Annotated in this window: 18 protein-coding genes; 13 read left to right on the forward strand and 5 right to left on the reverse strand. The window is 60.4% G+C overall.

Annotated elements, in window-relative coordinates; all coding sequences use genetic code 11:
- Positions 1-98: 98 nt before the first annotated feature.
- Positions 99-290 (forward strand): hypothetical protein, encoded by a 192-nt coding sequence (locus FS767_RS20665; RefSeq protein ID WP_144967916.1) that lies wholly within the window; start codon positions 99-101, stop codon positions 288-290.
- Positions 291-735: 445 nt separating this feature from the next.
- On the opposite strand, the gene FS767_RS20670 is transcribed toward FS767_RS20665, so the two are convergent.
- Complete coding sequence (locus FS767_RS20670; protein ID WP_144967918.1) at positions 736-1,152, reverse strand: hypothetical protein; 417 nt, start codon at positions 1,150-1,152, stop codon at positions 736-738.
- Positions 1,153-1,318: 166 nt separating this feature from the next.
- Here FS767_RS20670 and FS767_RS20675 point away from each other — a divergent pair, with 166 nt between their 5' ends.
- Positions 1,319-1,756 (forward strand): acetyltransferase, encoded by a 438-nt coding sequence (locus FS767_RS20675; RefSeq protein WP_144967920.1) that lies wholly within the window; start codon positions 1,319-1,321, stop codon positions 1,754-1,756.
- A gap of 88 nt (positions 1,757-1,844) precedes the next feature.
- A complete protein-coding gene (locus FS767_RS20680) occupies positions 1,845-2,222 on the forward strand; it encodes a VOC family protein (RefSeq protein WP_144967922.1) in 378 nt (125 codons plus the stop codon).
- A 99-nt stretch (positions 2,223-2,321) separates the two neighbouring features.
- Here FS767_RS20680 and FS767_RS22945 read toward each other — a convergent pair whose 3' ends face one another.
- Together FS767_RS22945 and FS767_RS20685 are read right to left on the reverse strand one after the other, a co-directional pair.
- A complete protein-coding gene (locus FS767_RS22945; RefSeq protein WP_165919287.1) occupies positions 2,322-2,489 on the reverse strand; it encodes a hypothetical protein in 168 nt (55 codons plus the stop codon).
- A 120-nt stretch (positions 2,490-2,609) separates the two neighbouring features.
- The gene (locus tag FS767_RS20685) at positions 2,610-2,798 is read right to left on the reverse strand and encodes a hypothetical protein (protein WP_027916391.1); all 189 of its coding nucleotides are present in this window, start codon (positions 2,796-2,798) and stop codon (positions 2,610-2,612) included.
- Between the two features lie 175 nt (positions 2,799-2,973).
- Here FS767_RS20685 and FS767_RS20690 point away from each other — a divergent pair, with 175 nt between their 5' ends.
- Positions 2,974-3,324, forward strand: a complete 351-nt coding sequence (locus FS767_RS20690; protein ID WP_144967940.1) for an integrase — start codon at positions 2,974-2,976, stop codon at positions 3,322-3,324.
- Between the two features lie 32 nt (positions 3,325-3,356).
- Positions 3,357-4,943, forward strand: a complete 1,587-nt coding sequence (locus FS767_RS20695) for an ABC-F family ATPase (protein ID WP_023533837.1) — start codon at positions 3,357-3,359, stop codon at positions 4,941-4,943.
- Here FS767_RS20695 and FS767_RS20700 read toward each other — a convergent pair.
- A complete protein-coding gene (locus FS767_RS20700; RefSeq protein ID WP_144967924.1) occupies positions 4,925-5,968 on the reverse strand; it encodes a dienelactone hydrolase in 1,044 nt (347 codons plus the stop codon). The genes FS767_RS20695 and FS767_RS20700 overlap by 19 nt on opposite strands.
- A 190-nt stretch (positions 5,969-6,158) precedes the next feature.
- Between FS767_RS20700 and yghU the strand changes: the two genes are divergently transcribed.
- The 4 genes from yghU to FS767_RS20720 all read left to right on the forward strand — a co-directional run bounded on the left by yghU (position 6,159) and on the right by FS767_RS20720 (position 10,726).
- Positions 6,159-7,010 carry a glutathione-dependent disulfide-bond oxidoreductase gene (gene yghU / locus FS767_RS20705; RefSeq protein ID WP_144967926.1) on the forward strand — a complete coding sequence of 284 codons (852 nt, stop codon included), beginning with the start codon at positions 6,159-6,161 and terminating at the stop codon, positions 7,008-7,010.
- A 339-nt stretch (positions 7,011-7,349) separates the two neighbouring features.
- Positions 7,350-9,053: an amidase gene (locus FS767_RS20710; protein WP_144967928.1), complete on the forward strand. Its 1,704-nt coding sequence runs from the start codon at positions 7,350-7,352 to the stop codon at positions 9,051-9,053.
- Positions 9,054-9,134: 81 nt separating this feature from the next.
- Positions 9,135-9,809: a transcriptional regulator gene (locus tag FS767_RS20715; RefSeq protein WP_144967930.1), complete on the forward strand. Its 675-nt coding sequence runs from the start codon at positions 9,135-9,137 to the stop codon at positions 9,807-9,809.
- A complete protein-coding gene (locus FS767_RS20720; protein ID WP_144967932.1) occupies positions 9,806-10,726 on the forward strand; it encodes a pyridoxal-phosphate dependent enzyme in 921 nt (306 codons plus the stop codon). The genes FS767_RS20715 and FS767_RS20720 overlap by 4 nt, the downstream gene beginning before the upstream one ends.
- Positions 10,727-10,857: 131 nt before the next feature.
- Here the strand turns inward: FS767_RS20720 and FS767_RS20725 are convergent, their stop codons facing one another.
- A complete protein-coding gene (locus FS767_RS20725) occupies positions 10,858-11,067 on the reverse strand; it encodes a DUF2945 domain-containing protein (protein ID WP_144967934.1) in 210 nt (69 codons plus the stop codon).
- 193 nt (positions 11,068-11,260) lie between these two features.
- Between FS767_RS20725 and FS767_RS20730 the strand changes: the two genes are divergently transcribed.
- From FS767_RS20730 to FS767_RS20745, 4 genes are all read left to right on the forward strand, one after another.
- Positions 11,261-12,358: a carboxynorspermidine decarboxylase gene (locus tag FS767_RS20730; RefSeq protein ID WP_058605458.1), complete on the forward strand. Its 1,098-nt coding sequence runs from the start codon at positions 11,261-11,263 to the stop codon at positions 12,356-12,358.
- Positions 12,359-12,391: 33 nt separating this feature from the next.
- Positions 12,392-13,636 carry a saccharopine dehydrogenase family protein gene (locus FS767_RS20735; RefSeq protein ID WP_144967936.1) on the forward strand — a complete coding sequence of 415 codons (1,245 nt, stop codon included), beginning with the start codon at positions 12,392-12,394 and terminating at the stop codon, positions 13,634-13,636.
- A gap of 217 nt (positions 13,637-13,853) precedes the next feature.
- Positions 13,854-15,074: a putative DNA modification/repair radical SAM protein gene (locus FS767_RS20740; protein ID WP_023533877.1), complete on the forward strand. Its 1,221-nt coding sequence runs from the start codon at positions 13,854-13,856 to the stop codon at positions 15,072-15,074.
- Complete coding sequence (locus FS767_RS20745; RefSeq protein ID WP_144967938.1) at positions 15,065-15,913, forward strand: TIGR03915 family putative DNA repair protein; 849 nt, start codon at positions 15,065-15,067, stop codon at positions 15,911-15,913. Before FS767_RS20740 ends, FS767_RS20745 begins: the two co-directional genes overlap by 10 nt.
- The last annotated feature ends 167 nt before the right edge of the window (positions 15,914-16,080 follow it).

Genomic DNA, 16,080 nt, shown 5'->3' on the forward strand with positions numbered 1-16,080 from the left:
CGGCATCACCATGAACAGCCGCACTTGGGCAAATTCGGTGTGCACAATACGATAGCAATGTTGTCCCAACGCAAACACGCGATCAGGGAGGTCGCAATATGAGTAAAAGAATGCTGATCGGGCTGGTGGCGATCCTGCTTTCGGGATGCAATCATTATTTCAACAGCCCCTATGGCAGTCGCTGGGATCAGCGAAACATCCCCTGCGACGCCACACCACCCAACCAGCCTGGGTGCTACGACAATGTGCATCAAGAGGGACTTCTCAACAGGCTTTTTGAAAAGGACTAGTCATGGCTACTGTCTTCACCCGCTTGTTCAAGCGCAAAAATAAGTCAGGGCAGGCTGGGCTCAACCGTTCAACCGATTCCAGCCAGATCAGCCATGCCTGCTCCGTTGCGTTCACGAACAACGACGAGCCAGCGCCCATTACCTGTTCGGGGCGACACCATGACGGCCATCACGTCAGCAACAGCGACCTATCGAGTGACAGCCATTCTACCGACAGCGGATCGAGCTCCAGCAGTTGCGACTAACGACCCGTCACCTTCTGGGTAACCAGGTCGCGATCAGCCAAATCACACCTGTCGCCAGCACCCAAGGCCACCTGCTTGCGGGATTCGTTGCCATTGCGACCAACGCGATGACGATCAATGCTGCCCCAGCCCATCGCTTGCGTACTGGTGTAAACCATCTCTGAAAACGCTTCTGCATGCGTGTCCCGTTTATAGGCAGGTCAGGGAACAGCACCGCCCGCCTGCTTCATTTCCTGCAAGGCCATCCGCCTGTGCTGCAGCGCTGTCTGATCTTCGATCCTACGCACCGCCAGTGTTCTCAAGACCTCATAAGCGAGCGCGTTACAGGCAGGCTCCGATACGCCATCCCCATGCTTGATGTCGATAGCCGCTTGCCGGCGCTCAATCTCCATCCTTGCGGAGTCATACTGAAATGCTGCAGCGCGCTCTTGAAGCATCACACTATTGGCAGCAGCCAGGTCGACATCCAGCATTCCGGTGATCGCGCATTGCTCCCCGGTAATGGATGACAGCGCAAAGCCCTTGTACTGAGCCTCCTCCATCACTGGCCGTGCAGGTTGCGCGGTACAGCTTGAAAGCATGACAGTGGCCATAAGTAGGCATTGATAGTTTTTCATCAGGTCATGTCAGGTCTAATAAAGTTGATGAGCCATGCATTACAATCGGCCGCGTCAAATCCGCGCTCAAGGCACTGCACGCTCGGCCACGATACTGATAGCGCGTAGGCTTCCCATCACCCCTACCGCGCCCCTTTTACAACTATTACCTGTTAAGGATGATGCCATGATCATTCGCCAGGCTACCAATGCCGACCATCCGCTACTGTTGGACATTTGGCTGCGCGCTGTTCGCGCTACCCACCATTTCCTGCAGCAAGCCGATATTGAGGCATTGCTTGTTCAACTGCGCGATGTCTACCTGCCGGCTGTCGAATTATGGATCGCGCAAGACCTCAAGGACGGTCCGCTTGGGTTCATCGGGCTTAACGAAAGCCACGTAGAAATGCTGTTTATCGAACCCGATCGGCGAGGTGAAGGCATCGGCCGCGCGCTATTGGATCATGCCCGCAGTTCGCGCGGTCAAATGAGCGTTGATGTGAATGAGCAGAATCCAGAAGCGGTTGGGTTCTATCTGCATTATGGCTTTATCCAAACAGGCCGTTCCCCTCTGGATGGCGAGGGACGCCCCTTCCCCTTGCTGCACCTGAGCTTGCCTGGCTAGCACTGCAACCGAGGAGCGCTCTGTTTCGCTCGATGGTCAGGACGAAAAGCTCATCGGACCCCAACTGCTCACCTAGGGAGGCAGAGAAATGATCGACCATCTTGATCACCTCGTTTTGACAACCATCGATATTGAGGCATGCAAGGATTTCTACACCCGCATCATGGGCATGAAGCTGGAAAACTTCGGTGCTGGGCGCTTGGCTATGCGCTTCGGTGAGCAAAAGATCAACGTGCACGTGCGCGGCCACGAATTCGAACCCAAAGCTCACTTGCCGGTACCAGGCGCACTGGACCTGTGCTTCATCGCCTCGATCAGCCTTGAGGAAGTCGTGGCCCATTTGAAAGCACAGCAGTGGCCAATCATTGAAGGCCCCGTTCAACGTACCGGCGCCACAGGACCTATCCGATCCATTTATGTGCGCGACCCGGACCTCAACTTGATAGAGATATCGGAGCGGCTCTAGTCGGTTTCGCAAAGCAAAACGTGGAAATCCAGGCAAGCCTGGATTGGTCTCAAGAAATTGAGCAGGCTATCGGGGGCTGCCGGTGGCGGCCCCAAATGATCAGGAAAAGAGCTTGAACGCTACCCAGCTCGTCGCCAGGGCGAACACTGCGCCCGCAGCAGCCGACAGAAAGATGCTGCGCGCTTGGTGTTGCGTGCCCTCGCGGACCTCGCTGCCCAGCTGTGCCAGGTTCTCTTTCATCTGCTTGATAACTTGATCATGGCTCATGGTCGTCCTCGCTTGGGATGCCAGGTCACGCCTGTCGCAAGACCCTATGGCGCTAGTGTCGACCGAATCGGCCTAAAGCTCAAGACCGCTCGGCGCAAGCCTGTTTTCTCAGTGGCCAGGCTAGAGCTTTTGAATGAAGGCAGCAGCGGTAACGATGACGGTGACCAGCCCTCCCACCGCGACAAATGGGTAAAACAGCGTTTCGCGCTTCATTTTGTTGGCCTCGGCGATCAATTTTCGCGCCTCGGCAGTGAGCTTGTGAATCTCAGCCTGAAGCTTCTCAAGCTCCAGCTCCTCCTTCTCGGTCATTGGTCGTCCTTCCGTGCCTCGAGCCGCACCCCGTCGTGCGTCCTGTGTGCTGCATTATGTGCGCTTACGTTAGGTAATGCAGCATGCCGCTGTTTTGCAGCTCGGCAGCTTTTCCGACTTCATGAGATTCCACACGGCGCCTGGGCGGCCGCCGTCAGCGGCGGCACTTCGCTGCATGACATCCAGATTGACGCACCAGCAAGACCCTTTGATATTCCAGCCGAACAAAGGTGGGCTGTGGATCGACGAGGCAAGTGTTACAATCCGCCACTTCAAATCAGCGCCCAAGGCGCTGAACATCCGTGACCGCCGGCAGTACGACACCCGCCACACCTACGCAACCATGTGCTTGATGCCTGGGATGAACCCTACGTTCATTGCAAACCAGCTCGGCCATAGCGTTGAGATGTTGCTCTCGACCTACGCGAAATGGATCAGCTCCTCCTCGGACTGGAGGGAGCTGGAGAAGCTGCCGCCCCGCGTCAGATTGGCCCATGCGTGGTCCAACCGTGACACTACGGGCTAAATACACCTCTGGAACCCCCGCAGGACAAGCACTTGATCTCCACAGCAAACATCACCATGCAATTCGGCTCCAAGCCGCTGTTCGAAAACGTTTCGGTCAAATTCAACAACGGCAACCGCTATGGCCTGATCGGTGCCAATGGCTGCGGCAAGTCGACCTTCATGAAGATCCTGGGCGGCGACCTGGAGCCTTCTGGCGGCCAAGTGATGCTCGAGCCGAACACGCGCCTGGGCAAGCTGCGCCAGGACCAGTTCGCCTACGAAGAATTCACCGTGATCGATACCGTGATCATGGGCCACGGCCATCTCTGGAAGGTCAAGGCCGAGCGTGACCGTATCTATTCGCTGCCTGAAATGTCCGAAGAAGACGGCATGGCTGTCGCCGAGCTGGAAACCGAGTTCGCCGAAATGGATGGCTATACCGCCGAGTCGCGCGCAGGCGAATTGCTGCTGGGCCTGGGTATCCCCCTGGAGCAGCATTTCGGCCCCATGAGCGAAGTGGCGCCAGGCTGGAAACTGCGCGTGCTACTGGCCCAGGCGTTGTTCTCCGACCCGGACGTACTGCTGCTCGACGAGCCGACCAACCACCTGGACATCAACACCATTCGCTGGTTGGAAACCGTGCTCACCGCGCGTAACAGCACCATGGTGATCATTTCCCACGACCGCCACTTCCTCAACAGCGTGTGCACCCACATGGCTGACCTGGACTACGGTGAGCTGCGCCTGTTCCCCGGCAACTACGACGAGTACATGACCGCCGCCACCCAGGCCCGCGAGCAGTTGCTGTCGGACAACGCCAAGAAGAAAGCCCAGATCGCCGAACTGCAAACCTTCGTCAGCCGCTTTTCGGCCAACGCCTCCAAGGCCAAGCAAGCCACCTCGCGGGCCAAGCAGATCGACAAGATCCAGCTGGCCGAGGTCAAGCCGTCGAGCCGGGTCAGCCCGTTCATCCGCTTCGAGCAGACCAAGAAACTGCACCGCCAGGCTGTGACGGTCGAAAAAATGGCCAAGGCCTTCGACGACAAGGTGCTGTTCAAGGACCTCGGCTTCACCGTCGAAGCCGGAGAGCGCGTCGCGATCATCGGGCCCAACGGCATCGGCAAGACCACCTTGCTGCGTACGCTCGTGGGTGAGATGACCCCGGACAAGGGCGAAGTCAAATGGACCGACAGCGCGGAAGTGGGCTACTACGCCCAGGACCACGCCCATGATTTCGAAGACGACATGACCCTGTTCGACTGGATGGGCCAGTGGACATCGGGTGAGCAGGTGATCCGCGGCACGCTGGGGCGCATGCTGTTCTCCAACGATGAAATCCTCAAGTCGGTCAAGGTCATCTCCGGTGGCGAACAGGGCCGCATGCTGTTCGGCAAGCTGATTCTGCAAAAGCCCAACGTGTTGGTCATGGACGAACCGACCAACCACCTGGACATGGAATCGATCGAAGCGTTGAACCTGGCACTGGAAAACTATCCAGGTACCCTGCTCTTCGTCAGCCACGACCGTGAATTCGTCTCCTCGCTTGCGACCCGCATCATCGAGCTGTCAGCTGATGGCGTGGTGGACTTCAGCGGCACCTACGACGAATACCTGCGCAGTCAGGGCGTGGTGGCTTGATTCAGCGTAATCGCTGAACGCCTCTGAGGCTGCGGGGCATCGAGCGTCTGCTCGAAGAACGCAGCCGTCTCGCGTTGCAGCGAACGATGGATGTGCCGGCGGTCCACACCCTCGGCATCCTTGCACAGCGCCGGCATGCGCAGGGCCTGCTCGGCGTCGCAATGCGCCATGAACACGAAATGACCGGCGCCTGCCAGCAGGCGGTAGTCAGGTGTGAGGGGTAACTTGCGAGCCAGGGCCTGGGCGTTGCGATCCACCGCCACGAGCTGGTCCTTGTCGCCGCTGTAGATGAGCACCGGCAGGTGCACATCGACCAGGGCGTGGCGTCCGAACAGCAGGCTCAGTGGCGCCATCAGCATCACTGCGCCGACCCGTGAGTCTGCCTGTGGCGACAGTTCGCTGCGGTCGGCAATCAATACACCGTGGGTTTTGCAGGCATCGTGATCATCCGGTCGCTCGAGGCAATACGCACGCAGGCGATCAAGGTCAGGGCGCGCACCGGCCAGGATCAAGGCGGTTTCGCCGCCAGCCGAATAGCCAATCAATCCGACTTTCCCGCCATTGAGCCGAGGCCCAAGCAGTGCATCGCTGCGCGCTGCGGTGATAGCGGCGCTGACTTGCAGCGGCCGACCGTACAGATTGCTCAGGGTGCCCAGCCGGCTGGGGTCGCGGGCATTGTCGCCTGGGTGGACCACGGCCACCACTACATACCCTTGCTTGGCCAGTGAGGTTGCCAAATAGTGCAAGGCCAGTGGGCTACCAGTGTTGCCATGCGAGAGCACGAGCAACGGGAAACGCCCTTGGGCCACAGGCGCCTCTTCAGCCACCTCCAGCGCGTAACCGTCGATGTGGCTGGCGCGGGCATGCCCCTTGGCGGGATAGAACGCCAAGGCTTGCATCGGGCGGTTGTCTACCGGGTCGGTCAGGGTCATGTGATGCAGCCCTGCCACCCAGGGCGCAGCATCAGCGGCACCCATCGGGCCAACGACGAGGGCCAGTGCCAGCAAGCAACGAGAAAGGATCATGGGGGCTCTGCGCATCTGCCACTGGATAGCTTGAGCTTAATCGCTGCCCTCCCGTCAAAAATGAAAAACCGATGAAACATCGGCTGCGCCATGGCAGATCCGTTTTGTGTTTGTGCGCGTCATCGAACCCGTGGCATATAGGCAGGTCAATCAGACGTCGTCGATCATTCGCAATCGTGGAGAGCCGAGCATGAGCACACCCGCTTACCAACCCCCGAAGGTATGGCGCAACGAAGCGGCCTCGGGGGGCCACTTCGCCAGTATCAACCGGCCGGTCGCCGGGCCTACCCATGACAAGGACCTGCCAGTGGGCGAGCAACCGCTGCAGCTTTATTCGCTGGCGACACCCAATGGCGTCAAGGTCACCATCGCCCTGGAAGAGCTGCTGGAACTTGGCCATGCCGGCGCTGAATACGATGCCTGGCTGATCAGGATTGGCGAGGGTGACCAGTTCTCCAGCGGCTTCGTACAGGTCAACCCCAACTCCAAGATCCCCGCATTGCTTGACCGCAGCGTCGAGCCGCCGGTGCGGGTATTCGAATCAGGCGCCATCCTGCTGTACCTGGCCGAGAAGTTCGATGCCCTGCTCCCGCAAACGGCCGCCGAGCGCACCGAAGCACTGAACTGGCTGTTCTGGCAAATGGGCGCGGCGCCGTACTTGGGTGGTGGGTTCGGGCACTTCTACGTCTATGCGCCTGAAAAGATCGAGTACGCGATCAATCGCTTCACCATGGAAGCCAAGCGCCAGCTGGACGTGCTCGACCGCCGTTTGAGCGAGACCACCTACCTTGCCGGCGGCCATTACAGCATCGCCGACATAGCCGTGTGGTCATGGTACGGCCAGCTGGTGCTGGGCAACCTCTACAACGCTGCTGAGTTTCTCGCGGTTCACGAATACCCCAACGTTCAGCGCTGGGCCCAGGCGATCGCTGCACGGCCCGCCGTTCAGCGGGGCACGCGGGTCAACCGGACCTGGGGAGATGAATCCAGCCAGGTACCGGAGCGGCATTCGGCAGCGGACCTGGACTCAACGGCCCGCTGATCCTCGGGTGGCCCTGCTTGCGGGGCCGCCCAGGCGTCAACGAAGCGTCATCGCTCAATGCCCCCATGCATGCACCCGTTTGCCCGTGCGCACACCTGCGTACGCTTTAACCTTCTTGTACACTCCCCGCATTAGCCTGATGCCGTTCACCTCTAGGGCCGCTGCGCGGCCCATCGCGGCACGAGGCCGCTCCTACAATGTTCTGTGAGCCTATGAACTCAGGTGTCACGCGGTCAGTGTAGGAGCGGTCTTGTGCCGCGATGGGCCGCGCAGCGGCCCCAACGATCCTGGATGAACAGCATTACCGCATTAGCCCAACCTGCATTTTCTGGTGAACGCATGATCGAGGTAACCGAGGTTTCCATCGCCCAGCTGCGCAGCGCGCTCGAGTCGGGCCGCACGACGGCGGTCGAACTGGTCAAGGCCTACCTGGCCCGCATAGACGCCTATGATGGCGCCGACACCGACACCGCGCTCAATGCCGTGGTAGTCCGCAATCCTGATGCACTGGCCGAGGCCGAGGCCTCCGACGCCCGCCGGGCCCGTGGAGAGGTGCTCGGGCCATTGGACGGCATACCCTACACCGCCAAGGACAGCTACCTGGTAAAAGGCCTGACCGCAGCGTCCGGCAGCCCGGCCTTTAAGCATCTGGTAGCCCAACGCGACGCCTTCACCATCGAACGGCTGCGCGGGGCCGGGGCCATCTGCCTGGGCAAGACCAACATGCCGCCCATGGCCAACGGTGGCATGCAGCGCGGCGTCTATGGCCGCGCCGAGAGCCCCTACAATGCGGCATACCTGACCGCGCCCTTCGCTTCAGGCTCTTCCAACGGTGCCGGTACCGCGACAGCTGCGAGCTTCAACGCCTTCGGCCTGGCCGAGGAAACCTGGTCCAGCGGCCGCGGCCCTGCGTCGAACAATGGCCTGTGCGCCTACACCCCCTCACGCGGGGTCATTTCGGTAAGGGGTAACTGGCCCCTCACGCCGACGATGGATGTGGTCGTGCCATTCGCCCGCACCATGCATGACCTGCTGGAAATTCTCGACGTGGTCGTGGCCGATGACCCTGATACCCGCGGTGACCTGTGGCGGCTGCAGCCTTGGGTGTCGATCCCCAAGCCCTCACAAGTACGTCCAGCCAGCTACCTCGACTTGGCAGCGGGCACCGTCGCCCTGCAAGGCAAAAAGTTTGGCGTACCGCGCATGTACATCAACGCCGATGAGCACGCGGGCACGTCGGAAAAGCCGGGTATCGGCGGCCCCACTGGCCAGCGTATCCAGACGCGGGCAAGCGTCATGACGCTCTGGCAGCAAGCTCGCCAAGCCCTGGAGAGCGCCGGTGCGCAGGTTGTGGAAGTCGACTTCCCGCTGGTCTCCAACTGCGAAGGCGACCGCCCCGGCGCCCCCACCGTCTACAACCGTGGCATCGTCAGCAAGGCATTCTTGCACGATGAGCTGTGGGAACTCTCCGGCTGGGCGTTCGACGATTTCCTGCGTGCCAACGACGACCCGAGTCTGAACCGGCTGGCGGATGTGGACGGCCCGCAAATCTTCCCACACGACCCTGGCACCCTGCCCAACCGTGAGGATGATCTGGCCGCTGGCATGGACGAGTACGTCACCATGGCCAAGCGCGGCCTGAAGACGTGGGATCAGATCGAGACCCTGCCTGACGGCCTGCGTGGCCTTGAACAGACCCGTAAGATCGACCTGGAAGACTGGATGCAAACCCTTGGGCTGGATGCCGTGCTGTTCCCTACCGTGGCCGATGTAGGGCCTGCCGATGCTGATGTGAACCCGGCCTCGGCCGACATCGCCTGGAGCAATGGCGTGTGGGTGGCCAACGGCAACTTGGCCATACGCCACCTGGGCGTGCCCACAGTCACCGTGCCCATGGGCGTGATGAGCGACATTGGTATGCCGGTAGGCCTGACCTTCGCGGGGCGGGCTTACAGTGACAATGCACTGTTGAGCTATGCCACAGCGTTCGAAGCCACGGGTTCACGACGGATCATTCCACCACGCACCCCAGCTTTGGGCTGAAAGCACAGGTGATCGCCAGGCGACTCGCGCAAATCAACATTATGTGTAAATATACACAAAATGTTGATTTAAAGAGCTCGCATGGCCCTGTTGCCCGAAGATGAACGCCGCTTGACCTTGAGCGTGCTCAAAGCCTCTATCGAGGCCTTGGGCAGCGTCGTCACCTACAACACCGAAATTCTGCTTCACGACTTGGACCAGCCCGAGCGGTCCGTCGTGGCCATCGTCAATGGGCACCTTTCTGGCCGGCAGGTGGGCAGTCCTATACTGGCTGTGCCGGAGCAGGATCAGGGCCTGCAAGCCTTGATGAAGGCCGCGGCCGATCAGCAAGGCTGTGGGCCCGTTGTGCTGCCCGACTATCCGACCGCCATCAAGGGCCGCACGCTGCGCAGCGCTACCGCGATATTTCGCGACAGCGCTGGCCACCCTTTCGCCAGCCTTTGCGTCAACACCGATGTCACCGGCCTGGACGCTGCCATGGGCTTTCTACAAAGCTTCGCGCCCATGGGCAGCTCGCCCGCAGCGGCAGAGCCCGCCGACATGGAAGCGCTGATGAGCGAGATCATCCAGGCGGCGCTACATGACACCGGCCAAGGCCGCATGACCCGGCAAGCCAAGATCGAAGCGGTCCGCGTGATGCAGGAACGCGGGCTGTTCATCGTCAAGGGCGGCGTCGAGAAAGCGGCCAACGCCCTCGGCGTGACCCGCTATACCGTCTACAACTACCTCGAACATTTGCGCGGAGCCTCCCAGTGACCTTGCACATCCGTACCCCGCTTATCGAATCACGCCCACTGTCGCTGGCTGCCGATTGCACTGTCTGGCTCAAGCTCGAGGCATTGCAGCCCTGCGGCTCCTTCAAGCTGCGCGGCGTCGCCCACGCCTGTGAGTTCCACCATGCTCGCGGCGCGAAACGGTTCGTGTCTTCGTCAGGCGGCAACGCCGGGCTTGCCGTCGCCTATGTCGGGCGCAAGCTCGGCGTTCCCGTGACCGTTGTCGTGCCCGAGACCACCACCGCGCGTGCCCAGGAATTGCTGCGTCTTGAGCACGCTGAGGTCATCGTCCACGGGCAGTCCTGGCAGGAGGCCAATGCGTTGGCGCTGAGCCTGAAGGGTGACGATGCCGCGTTCATTCACCCGTTCGACGACCCGCTGCTGTGGGAAGGCCATGCCAGCCTGGTCGATGAGGTGGCCGAAGCCGGCATCAAGCCCGATGCGGTTGTGCTTTCGGTGGGCGGCGGGGGTTTGCTGAGCGGCGTCGTGCAGGGGCTACAGCGCAATGGCTGGGCCGATGTGCCTATCCTGGCCGTGGAAACCCATGGCGCAGCCTCCCTGCATGCCGCCATCGAAGCCGGCGAACGGGTGACCTTGGAGCGGTTGGATACGATTGCCACCACCCTGGGCGCGAAACAGGTAGCCGAACACGCATTTCGCTGTACCCAGCAACACCCGGTGCAAAGCCTGCTGGTCAGTGACCGGCAGGCCCTGGAGGCGTGCGAGCGCTTTTTGCTGGATCACCGCCTGCTGGTGGAGCCCGCCTGCGGCGCCGCCTTGGCGGTGGGGTATGAGGCCAGCGCGCTGGCAAGCTACCGCAATGTACTGGTGGTCGTGTGCGGGGGCGCCACGGCTACCTTGGCGCAGATCCAGGCGTGGCGGGCAGCGCTCGAGGCATGAACCCAGCCCGCCGGGAGCGGCCATTAACCGCTCCTTGCATAACCCCGCTGCACTCTGCAGGTGGAGACACGGCTCATAAAAAAGCCCGTGATACACACGGGCAACTGAGCACTAACGCAATACCTATGTTCTCAACCCTTCTTCAATGCCTGCTCCTTGTGCATGGCCATGTGTCCGGTCTTGTCGCTCTTGACCTCGTACTGTGGCTCCTCTTTTGAGCAATGGCGCTGACGCCCCATGAACTCGACGTCCTGGGTATGCACTTTCTCGACGGTGCCATGTATGACCCCGGCCTCTGAGTTCCAGTGCACCTTGTCACCTTTCTTGAAGGTATGGCTCATCGATTTCTCCTGGCAATCTGCGTGGGAAGATTAAGCGTGTCATCTGGCGTTGTTCTACTGAGCACGCCGAACACGAAAAGATTCAGTCACGGCAACGATGCCCGGACGAAATGCAATTGCACCCTTTCGATCTGCGGCGAGTGAAGGCACAATGCGTGTCCTTTTTTTGGCCGGCCTTGCCGAGGGCCTCTAAATGATCAATACGCCGTACTACCTCATCGACAAGACCAAGCTGCTGAGCAACATGCAGAAGATCGCCTATGTGCGCGAACACTCGGGTGCAAAAGCGCTGCTGGCGCTCAAGTGCTTCGCCACTTGGTCGGTATTCGACCTGATGCAGCAGTACATGGACGGCACCACGTCGTCTTCGCTGTACGAGCTCAAGCTCGGCCGCCAGAAGTTCGCCGGCGAAACCCACGCCTACAGCGTGGCGTGGGCCGACGACGAGGTCCAGGAGATGCTCGAGAACTGCGACAAGATCATCTTCAACTCCATCGGCCAGCTGCAACGTTTTGCCGAGCAGTCCGAAGGCAAGGTCCGGGGTCTGCGCGTCAATCCCCAAGTCAGCAGCTCGGACTATCAGCTGGCCGACCCGGCACGCCCGTTCAGCCGCCTAGGGGAATGGGACCCTGCCAAGATCGAAACCGTGATCGACCAGGTATCGGGGTTCATGTTCCACAACAACTGCGAGAACGGCGACTTCGCCTTGTTCGACCAGATGCTGACCCGCATCGAGGAACGTTTCGGCCACCTGCTGCACAAAGTGAAATGGGTAAGCCTGGGCGGCGGCATCCATTTCACCGGCGAAGGCTATGCGCTGGACGATTTCTGCGCGCGTCTGAAGGCGTTCTCGCAAACCTATGGCGTACAGGTTTACCTGGAGCCAGGTGAAGCCGCGATCACCCAGAGCGCTTCGCTGGAAGTGACTGTGCTGGACACGCTGTACAACGGTAAGCACCTGGCCGTGGTCGACAGCTCGATCGAAGCGCACATGCTCGACCTGCTGATCTACCGCCTCAATGCCAAGATGGCGCCCAACGACGGTGAGCACACCTACATGGTATGCGGCAAATCGTGCCTGGCCGGCGATATTTTCGGTGAATACCAGTTCGAACGCCCACTGGCGATCGGCGACCGCCTGTCCTTCGTGGATGCTGCGGGTTACACCATGGTCAAGAAAAACTGGTTCAACGGTTTGAAGATGCCATCCATCGTGGTCAAGCAACTCGACGGCAGCGTCGAGGTGGTACGCGAGTTCGGTTTCGAAGACTACGTTTCCAGCCTGTCGTAAGACAGGCCTCGTCTGTAAGGAGCAACAGGTAAATTGAAGAAGAACGTTCTTATCATTGGTGCAGGAGGTGTCGCCAAGGTGGTGGCCCACAAGTGCGCGCAGCATAACGACGAACTGGGTCGTATTGCCATCGCGTCACGGAACATCTCCAAATGCCAGGCCATCATCGACAGCGTCAAGGCCAAGGGCAGCCTCAAGGTACCCGCCGACATCCAGGCCTTTTCGCTCAATGCCCTCGATATCGAGGCGACCAAGGCGTTGATCCGCGAAACCGAATCGCAAATCGTGATCAATGTCGGCTCTGCATTCCTGAACATGTCGGTGCTGCGTGCATGCATCGATACCGGCGCTGCCTACCTGGATACTGCCATCCACGAAGAGCCGGGCAAGATCTGTGAAACCCCGCCATGGTACGGAAACTACGAGTGGAAACACCTCGAAGAGTGCCAGGCCAAGAACATCACGGCCATTCTCGGTGTCGGTTTCGACCCGGGTGTGGTCAATAGCTACGCAAAGCTTGCGCAGCAGCAGTATTTCGACCGCATTGATTCGATCGACATCCTCGACGTCAATGCAGGTTCGCATGGCAAGTACTTTGCCACCAACTTCGACCCGGAAATCAATTTCCGCGAGTTCACTGGGCAGGTGTGGAGCTGGCAGAACAGCCAGTGGACCAGCAACACCATGTTCGAAGTCAAGCGTACCGATGACCTGCCCGTGGTGGGTTCGCAAAACCTGTACCTCACCGGTCACGATGAAGTGCACTCCATCTCCAAGAACCTGAACGTACCCAACGTCCGGTTCTGGATGAGTTTCGGCGAGCACTACATCAATGTATTCACGGTCCTGAAAAACCTGGGCCTGCTCAGCGAGCAGCCGGTCAAGACCGCAGAAGGCCTGGAAGTGGTACCGCTGAAAGTGGTCAAGGCCGTGCTGCCTGATCCAGCGTCCCTGGCGCCTGGCTACACCGGCAAGACCTGCATCGGTGACCTGGTCAAGGGCACCAAGGACGGGCAACCGCGTGAAGTGTTCATCTACAACGTGGCCGATCACGAACAGGCGTACGCCGAAACGGACAGCCAGGGCATTTCCTATACCGCTGGCGTACCACCGGTCGCCGCTGCCTTGCTGGTGGCTCGCGGCGAGTGGGATGCCAACCGCATGGTCAACGTCGAGGAACTGCCTGCCGAGCCGTTCCTCAAGGCGCTGGACGTGATGGGCCTGCCAACCCGGGTGAAAGATGAAAAGGGTGACCGTCCGTGGGACGCTGAAGCCTGATTCACCCAAGAGGGCGCCTTCGAGGCGCCCTCTTCTTTTATCGACCAACCCACCATGTCTTTCACGATCGCTGAAACCCAGTAGCTGCCCGCGCCATCAACCACTCATCGGATAACCTACGAATTTGCTCGGATACATCGCCGGGCGGCGTTCAGCAACTTGCAATTGACCTTAGCCCTCAATACTGTATGAATATTCAGTACGACAGGTAAGAGTCATGCAACTGATCGCCAAACTGGGCATTCTTGCCGATGCCGCCAAGTACGATGCATCTTGCGCCAGCAGTGGTGCGCCAAAGCGCAGCTCGCGTGGCGGCAACGGTTTGGGCGCTACCAACGGCATGGGCATTTGCCACAGCTACACCCCAGATGGTCGCTGCGTGTCTCTGCTGAAGATTCTGCTTACCAACTTTTGCCTGTACGACTGCCAGTACTGCGTCAACCGACGCTCGAGCAATGTGCCCCGTGCACGGTTCAGCCCTGAAGAGGTGGTGCGCCTGACCCTGGACTTCTACCGGCGCAACTGCATCAGTGGTCTGTTTTTGAGCTCGGGCATCATCCGCTCGGCTGACTACACCATGGAGCAACTGATCAGGGTCGCGCGGTTGCTGCGCGAAGAACATAACTTCCGTGGCTATATCCATCTCAAGACCATTCCGGACGCCGATCCGCTGTTGATCGAAGAAGCAGGCCGTCTGGCCGATCGCTTGAGCGTCAACATCGAACTGCCCACCGACGACAGCCTCAAGCGCCTGGCACCGGAAAAGCAAGCATCGACCATCCGTCAAGCCATGGGCGTGATTCATCAAGGGCAGCAAGCGGTAGCCAACGAGCCTCGCGCCCCGCGCTTCACCCCTGCCGGTCAAAGTACCCAGGTCATCGTCGGGGCTGACAGTACTGACGACAGCACACTGCTGCGCAATGCCGAATCGCTGTACCAGGGGTACGGCCTCAAACGTGTCTACTACTCAGCCTTCAGCCCCATCCCCGACAGCCCTGGCAGCGTGCCACTGGCCGCCCCGCCTCTGCTGCGTGAACACCGCCTGTACCAAGCCGATTTTCTTTTGCGCGGGTACGGGTACAAGGCCGGCGAGCTGTTGGGACAAACCGGCAACCTGGCGCTGGATATCGATCCCAAATTGGCATGGGCGCTGGCCAATCGCGAAGTGTTCCCGCTGGATGTGAACCGCGCAGAGCCCGCGCTGCTCGCTCGTATTCCAGGCATAGGCCTACGCAGCGTGCAGCGCCTGGTCGCCTTGCGCCGTGAGCGGCGTATCCGCTATGACGACCTGATCCAGCTGCGTTGTGTGCTGGACAAGGCGCGCCCTTTTATCGTGACCAGTGATTATCGCCCTGCCCAGGCCGACCTTCGCAGCAGCCTGCTGCGTGCCCGCCTGCGTGAACCACAGGCACCGGTCCAAATGGGACTTTGGGGGTGATAGCGCTCGATTGCGATGACCTGTTCGGCGTCTGGCGGGATCAGGCCAGAGCCTTGCTGAGCCATGGCGTCGATCCGTCACAAGTCACCTGGTCCCAAGGGCCCATGACCGACATGCTGGCCGAGACCACCACGCTGCCGGCCGGTACGGGCCCGTTTCGAGCGAAGGTGCCGGCGGCCTTGCTCGGTCAACTGGAGGAAGCGGCACGCTATCACGGCGAGCAGCGGTGGAATCTGTTGTACGAAGTGCTGTGGCGGGTTGCCCACGGCGACCGCACGGCGATGCTGGCCGGTGATCGGCTGGGCAGCGAGCTGCATCGACGCATCAAGCAAGTCAGCCGCGAAGCCCATCACCTGCATGCGTTTTTGCGGTTCGTGCCGCTGCCTGAAGCGTTGGTCGATCACTTGCAATTGGACCTGGTCGCTTTTCACGAACCTGCTCACGACATTCTGCAAAGCGCCAGCCCGCATTTTGCCGACAGGCTGGGACGGCTGCGGTGGCTGATCGCGACGCCACGCGATGGCATCCGCTATGACGGCCGCCGCTTCGACTATCAACGGCAATGCCCGGAGCTCTGGCGGCAATGGGCGCAGCACGCAGAAGACCCTGGCGCCGAATTGTGGCGAACCTACTACCGCCACACCTTCAACCCCGCCCGCCTGAACCCCAATGCCCTGCGCCTGCACATGCCTGGCCGCTTCTGGCGCCACTTGCCAGAAGGGATGCTTATTCCTCAACTGGAGGGGCTGGCACGCCAAGGCAAGCAGCGGGACGGCCAGGCCTTGGAAGTCGCAGCCCAGGCTGGCAAGCAGATCAACAAGTCTTCTCGGGACAGTTGACCGCCGGAGCCTGAATAGCGCGCCTGCCACAAACCCCGTCTTGAGCCGTAATGCTGTTCACTTAGGGCCGCTGCGCGACCCATCGCGGCACAAGGCCGCTTGTATGGTTAAACTTGAAGGGGTGGTGGGACGCTAAAGCCGATTCTGACTGTCAGCAGCAGTACAGA

This window comes from Pseudomonas sp. DE0010 (assembly GCF_007680745.1).
In the GTDB taxonomy this organism is placed as follows: domain Bacteria; phylum Pseudomonadota; class Gammaproteobacteria; order Pseudomonadales; family Pseudomonadaceae; genus Aquipseudomonas; species Aquipseudomonas parafulva_B.

What these genes read in the sequence shown, in the direction of transcription:
- FS767_RS20665 (WP_144967916.1), top strand. Translation starts at nt 99, where the DNA reads ATGAGTAAAAGAATGCTGATCGGGCTGGTGGCGATCCTGCTTTCGGGA.
- FS767_RS20670 (WP_144967918.1), bottom strand. Translation starts at nt 1,152, where the DNA reads ATGAAAAACTATCAATGCCTACTTATGGCCACTGTCATGCTTTCAAGC.
- FS767_RS20675 (WP_144967920.1), top strand. Translation starts at nt 1,319, where the DNA reads ATGATCATTCGCCAGGCTACCAATGCCGACCATCCGCTACTGTTGGAC.
- FS767_RS20680 (WP_144967922.1), top strand. Translation starts at nt 1,845, where the DNA reads ATGATCGACCATCTTGATCACCTCGTTTTGACAACCATCGATATTGAG.
- FS767_RS22945 (WP_165919287.1), bottom strand. Translation starts at nt 2,489, where the DNA reads ATGAGCCATGATCAAGTTATCAAGCAGATGAAAGAGAACCTGGCACAG.
- FS767_RS20685 (WP_027916391.1), bottom strand. Translation starts at nt 2,798, where the DNA reads ATGACCGAGAAGGAGGAGCTGGAGCTTGAGAAGCTTCAGGCTGAGATT.
- FS767_RS20690 (WP_144967940.1), top strand. Translation starts at nt 2,974, where the DNA reads ATGACATCCAGATTGACGCACCAGCAAGACCCTTTGATATTCCAGCCG.
- FS767_RS20700 (WP_144967924.1), bottom strand. Translation starts at nt 5,968, where the DNA reads ATGATCCTTTCTCGTTGCTTGCTGGCACTGGCCCTCGTCGTTGGCCCG.
- yghU (WP_144967926.1), top strand. Translation starts at nt 6,159, where the DNA reads ATGAGCACACCCGCTTACCAACCCCCGAAGGTATGGCGCAACGAAGCG.
- FS767_RS20710 (WP_144967928.1), top strand. Translation starts at nt 7,350, where the DNA reads ATGATCGAGGTAACCGAGGTTTCCATCGCCCAGCTGCGCAGCGCGCTC.
- FS767_RS20715 (WP_144967930.1), top strand. Translation starts at nt 9,135, where the DNA reads ATGGCCCTGTTGCCCGAAGATGAACGCCGCTTGACCTTGAGCGTGCTC.
- FS767_RS20725 (WP_144967934.1), bottom strand. Translation starts at nt 11,067, where the DNA reads ATGAGCCATACCTTCAAGAAAGGTGACAAGGTGCACTGGAACTCAGAG.
- FS767_RS20730 (WP_058605458.1), top strand. Translation starts at nt 11,261, where the DNA reads ATGATCAATACGCCGTACTACCTCATCGACAAGACCAAGCTGCTGAGC.
- FS767_RS20740 (WP_023533877.1), top strand. Translation starts at nt 13,854, where the DNA reads ATGCAACTGATCGCCAAACTGGGCATTCTTGCCGATGCCGCCAAGTAC.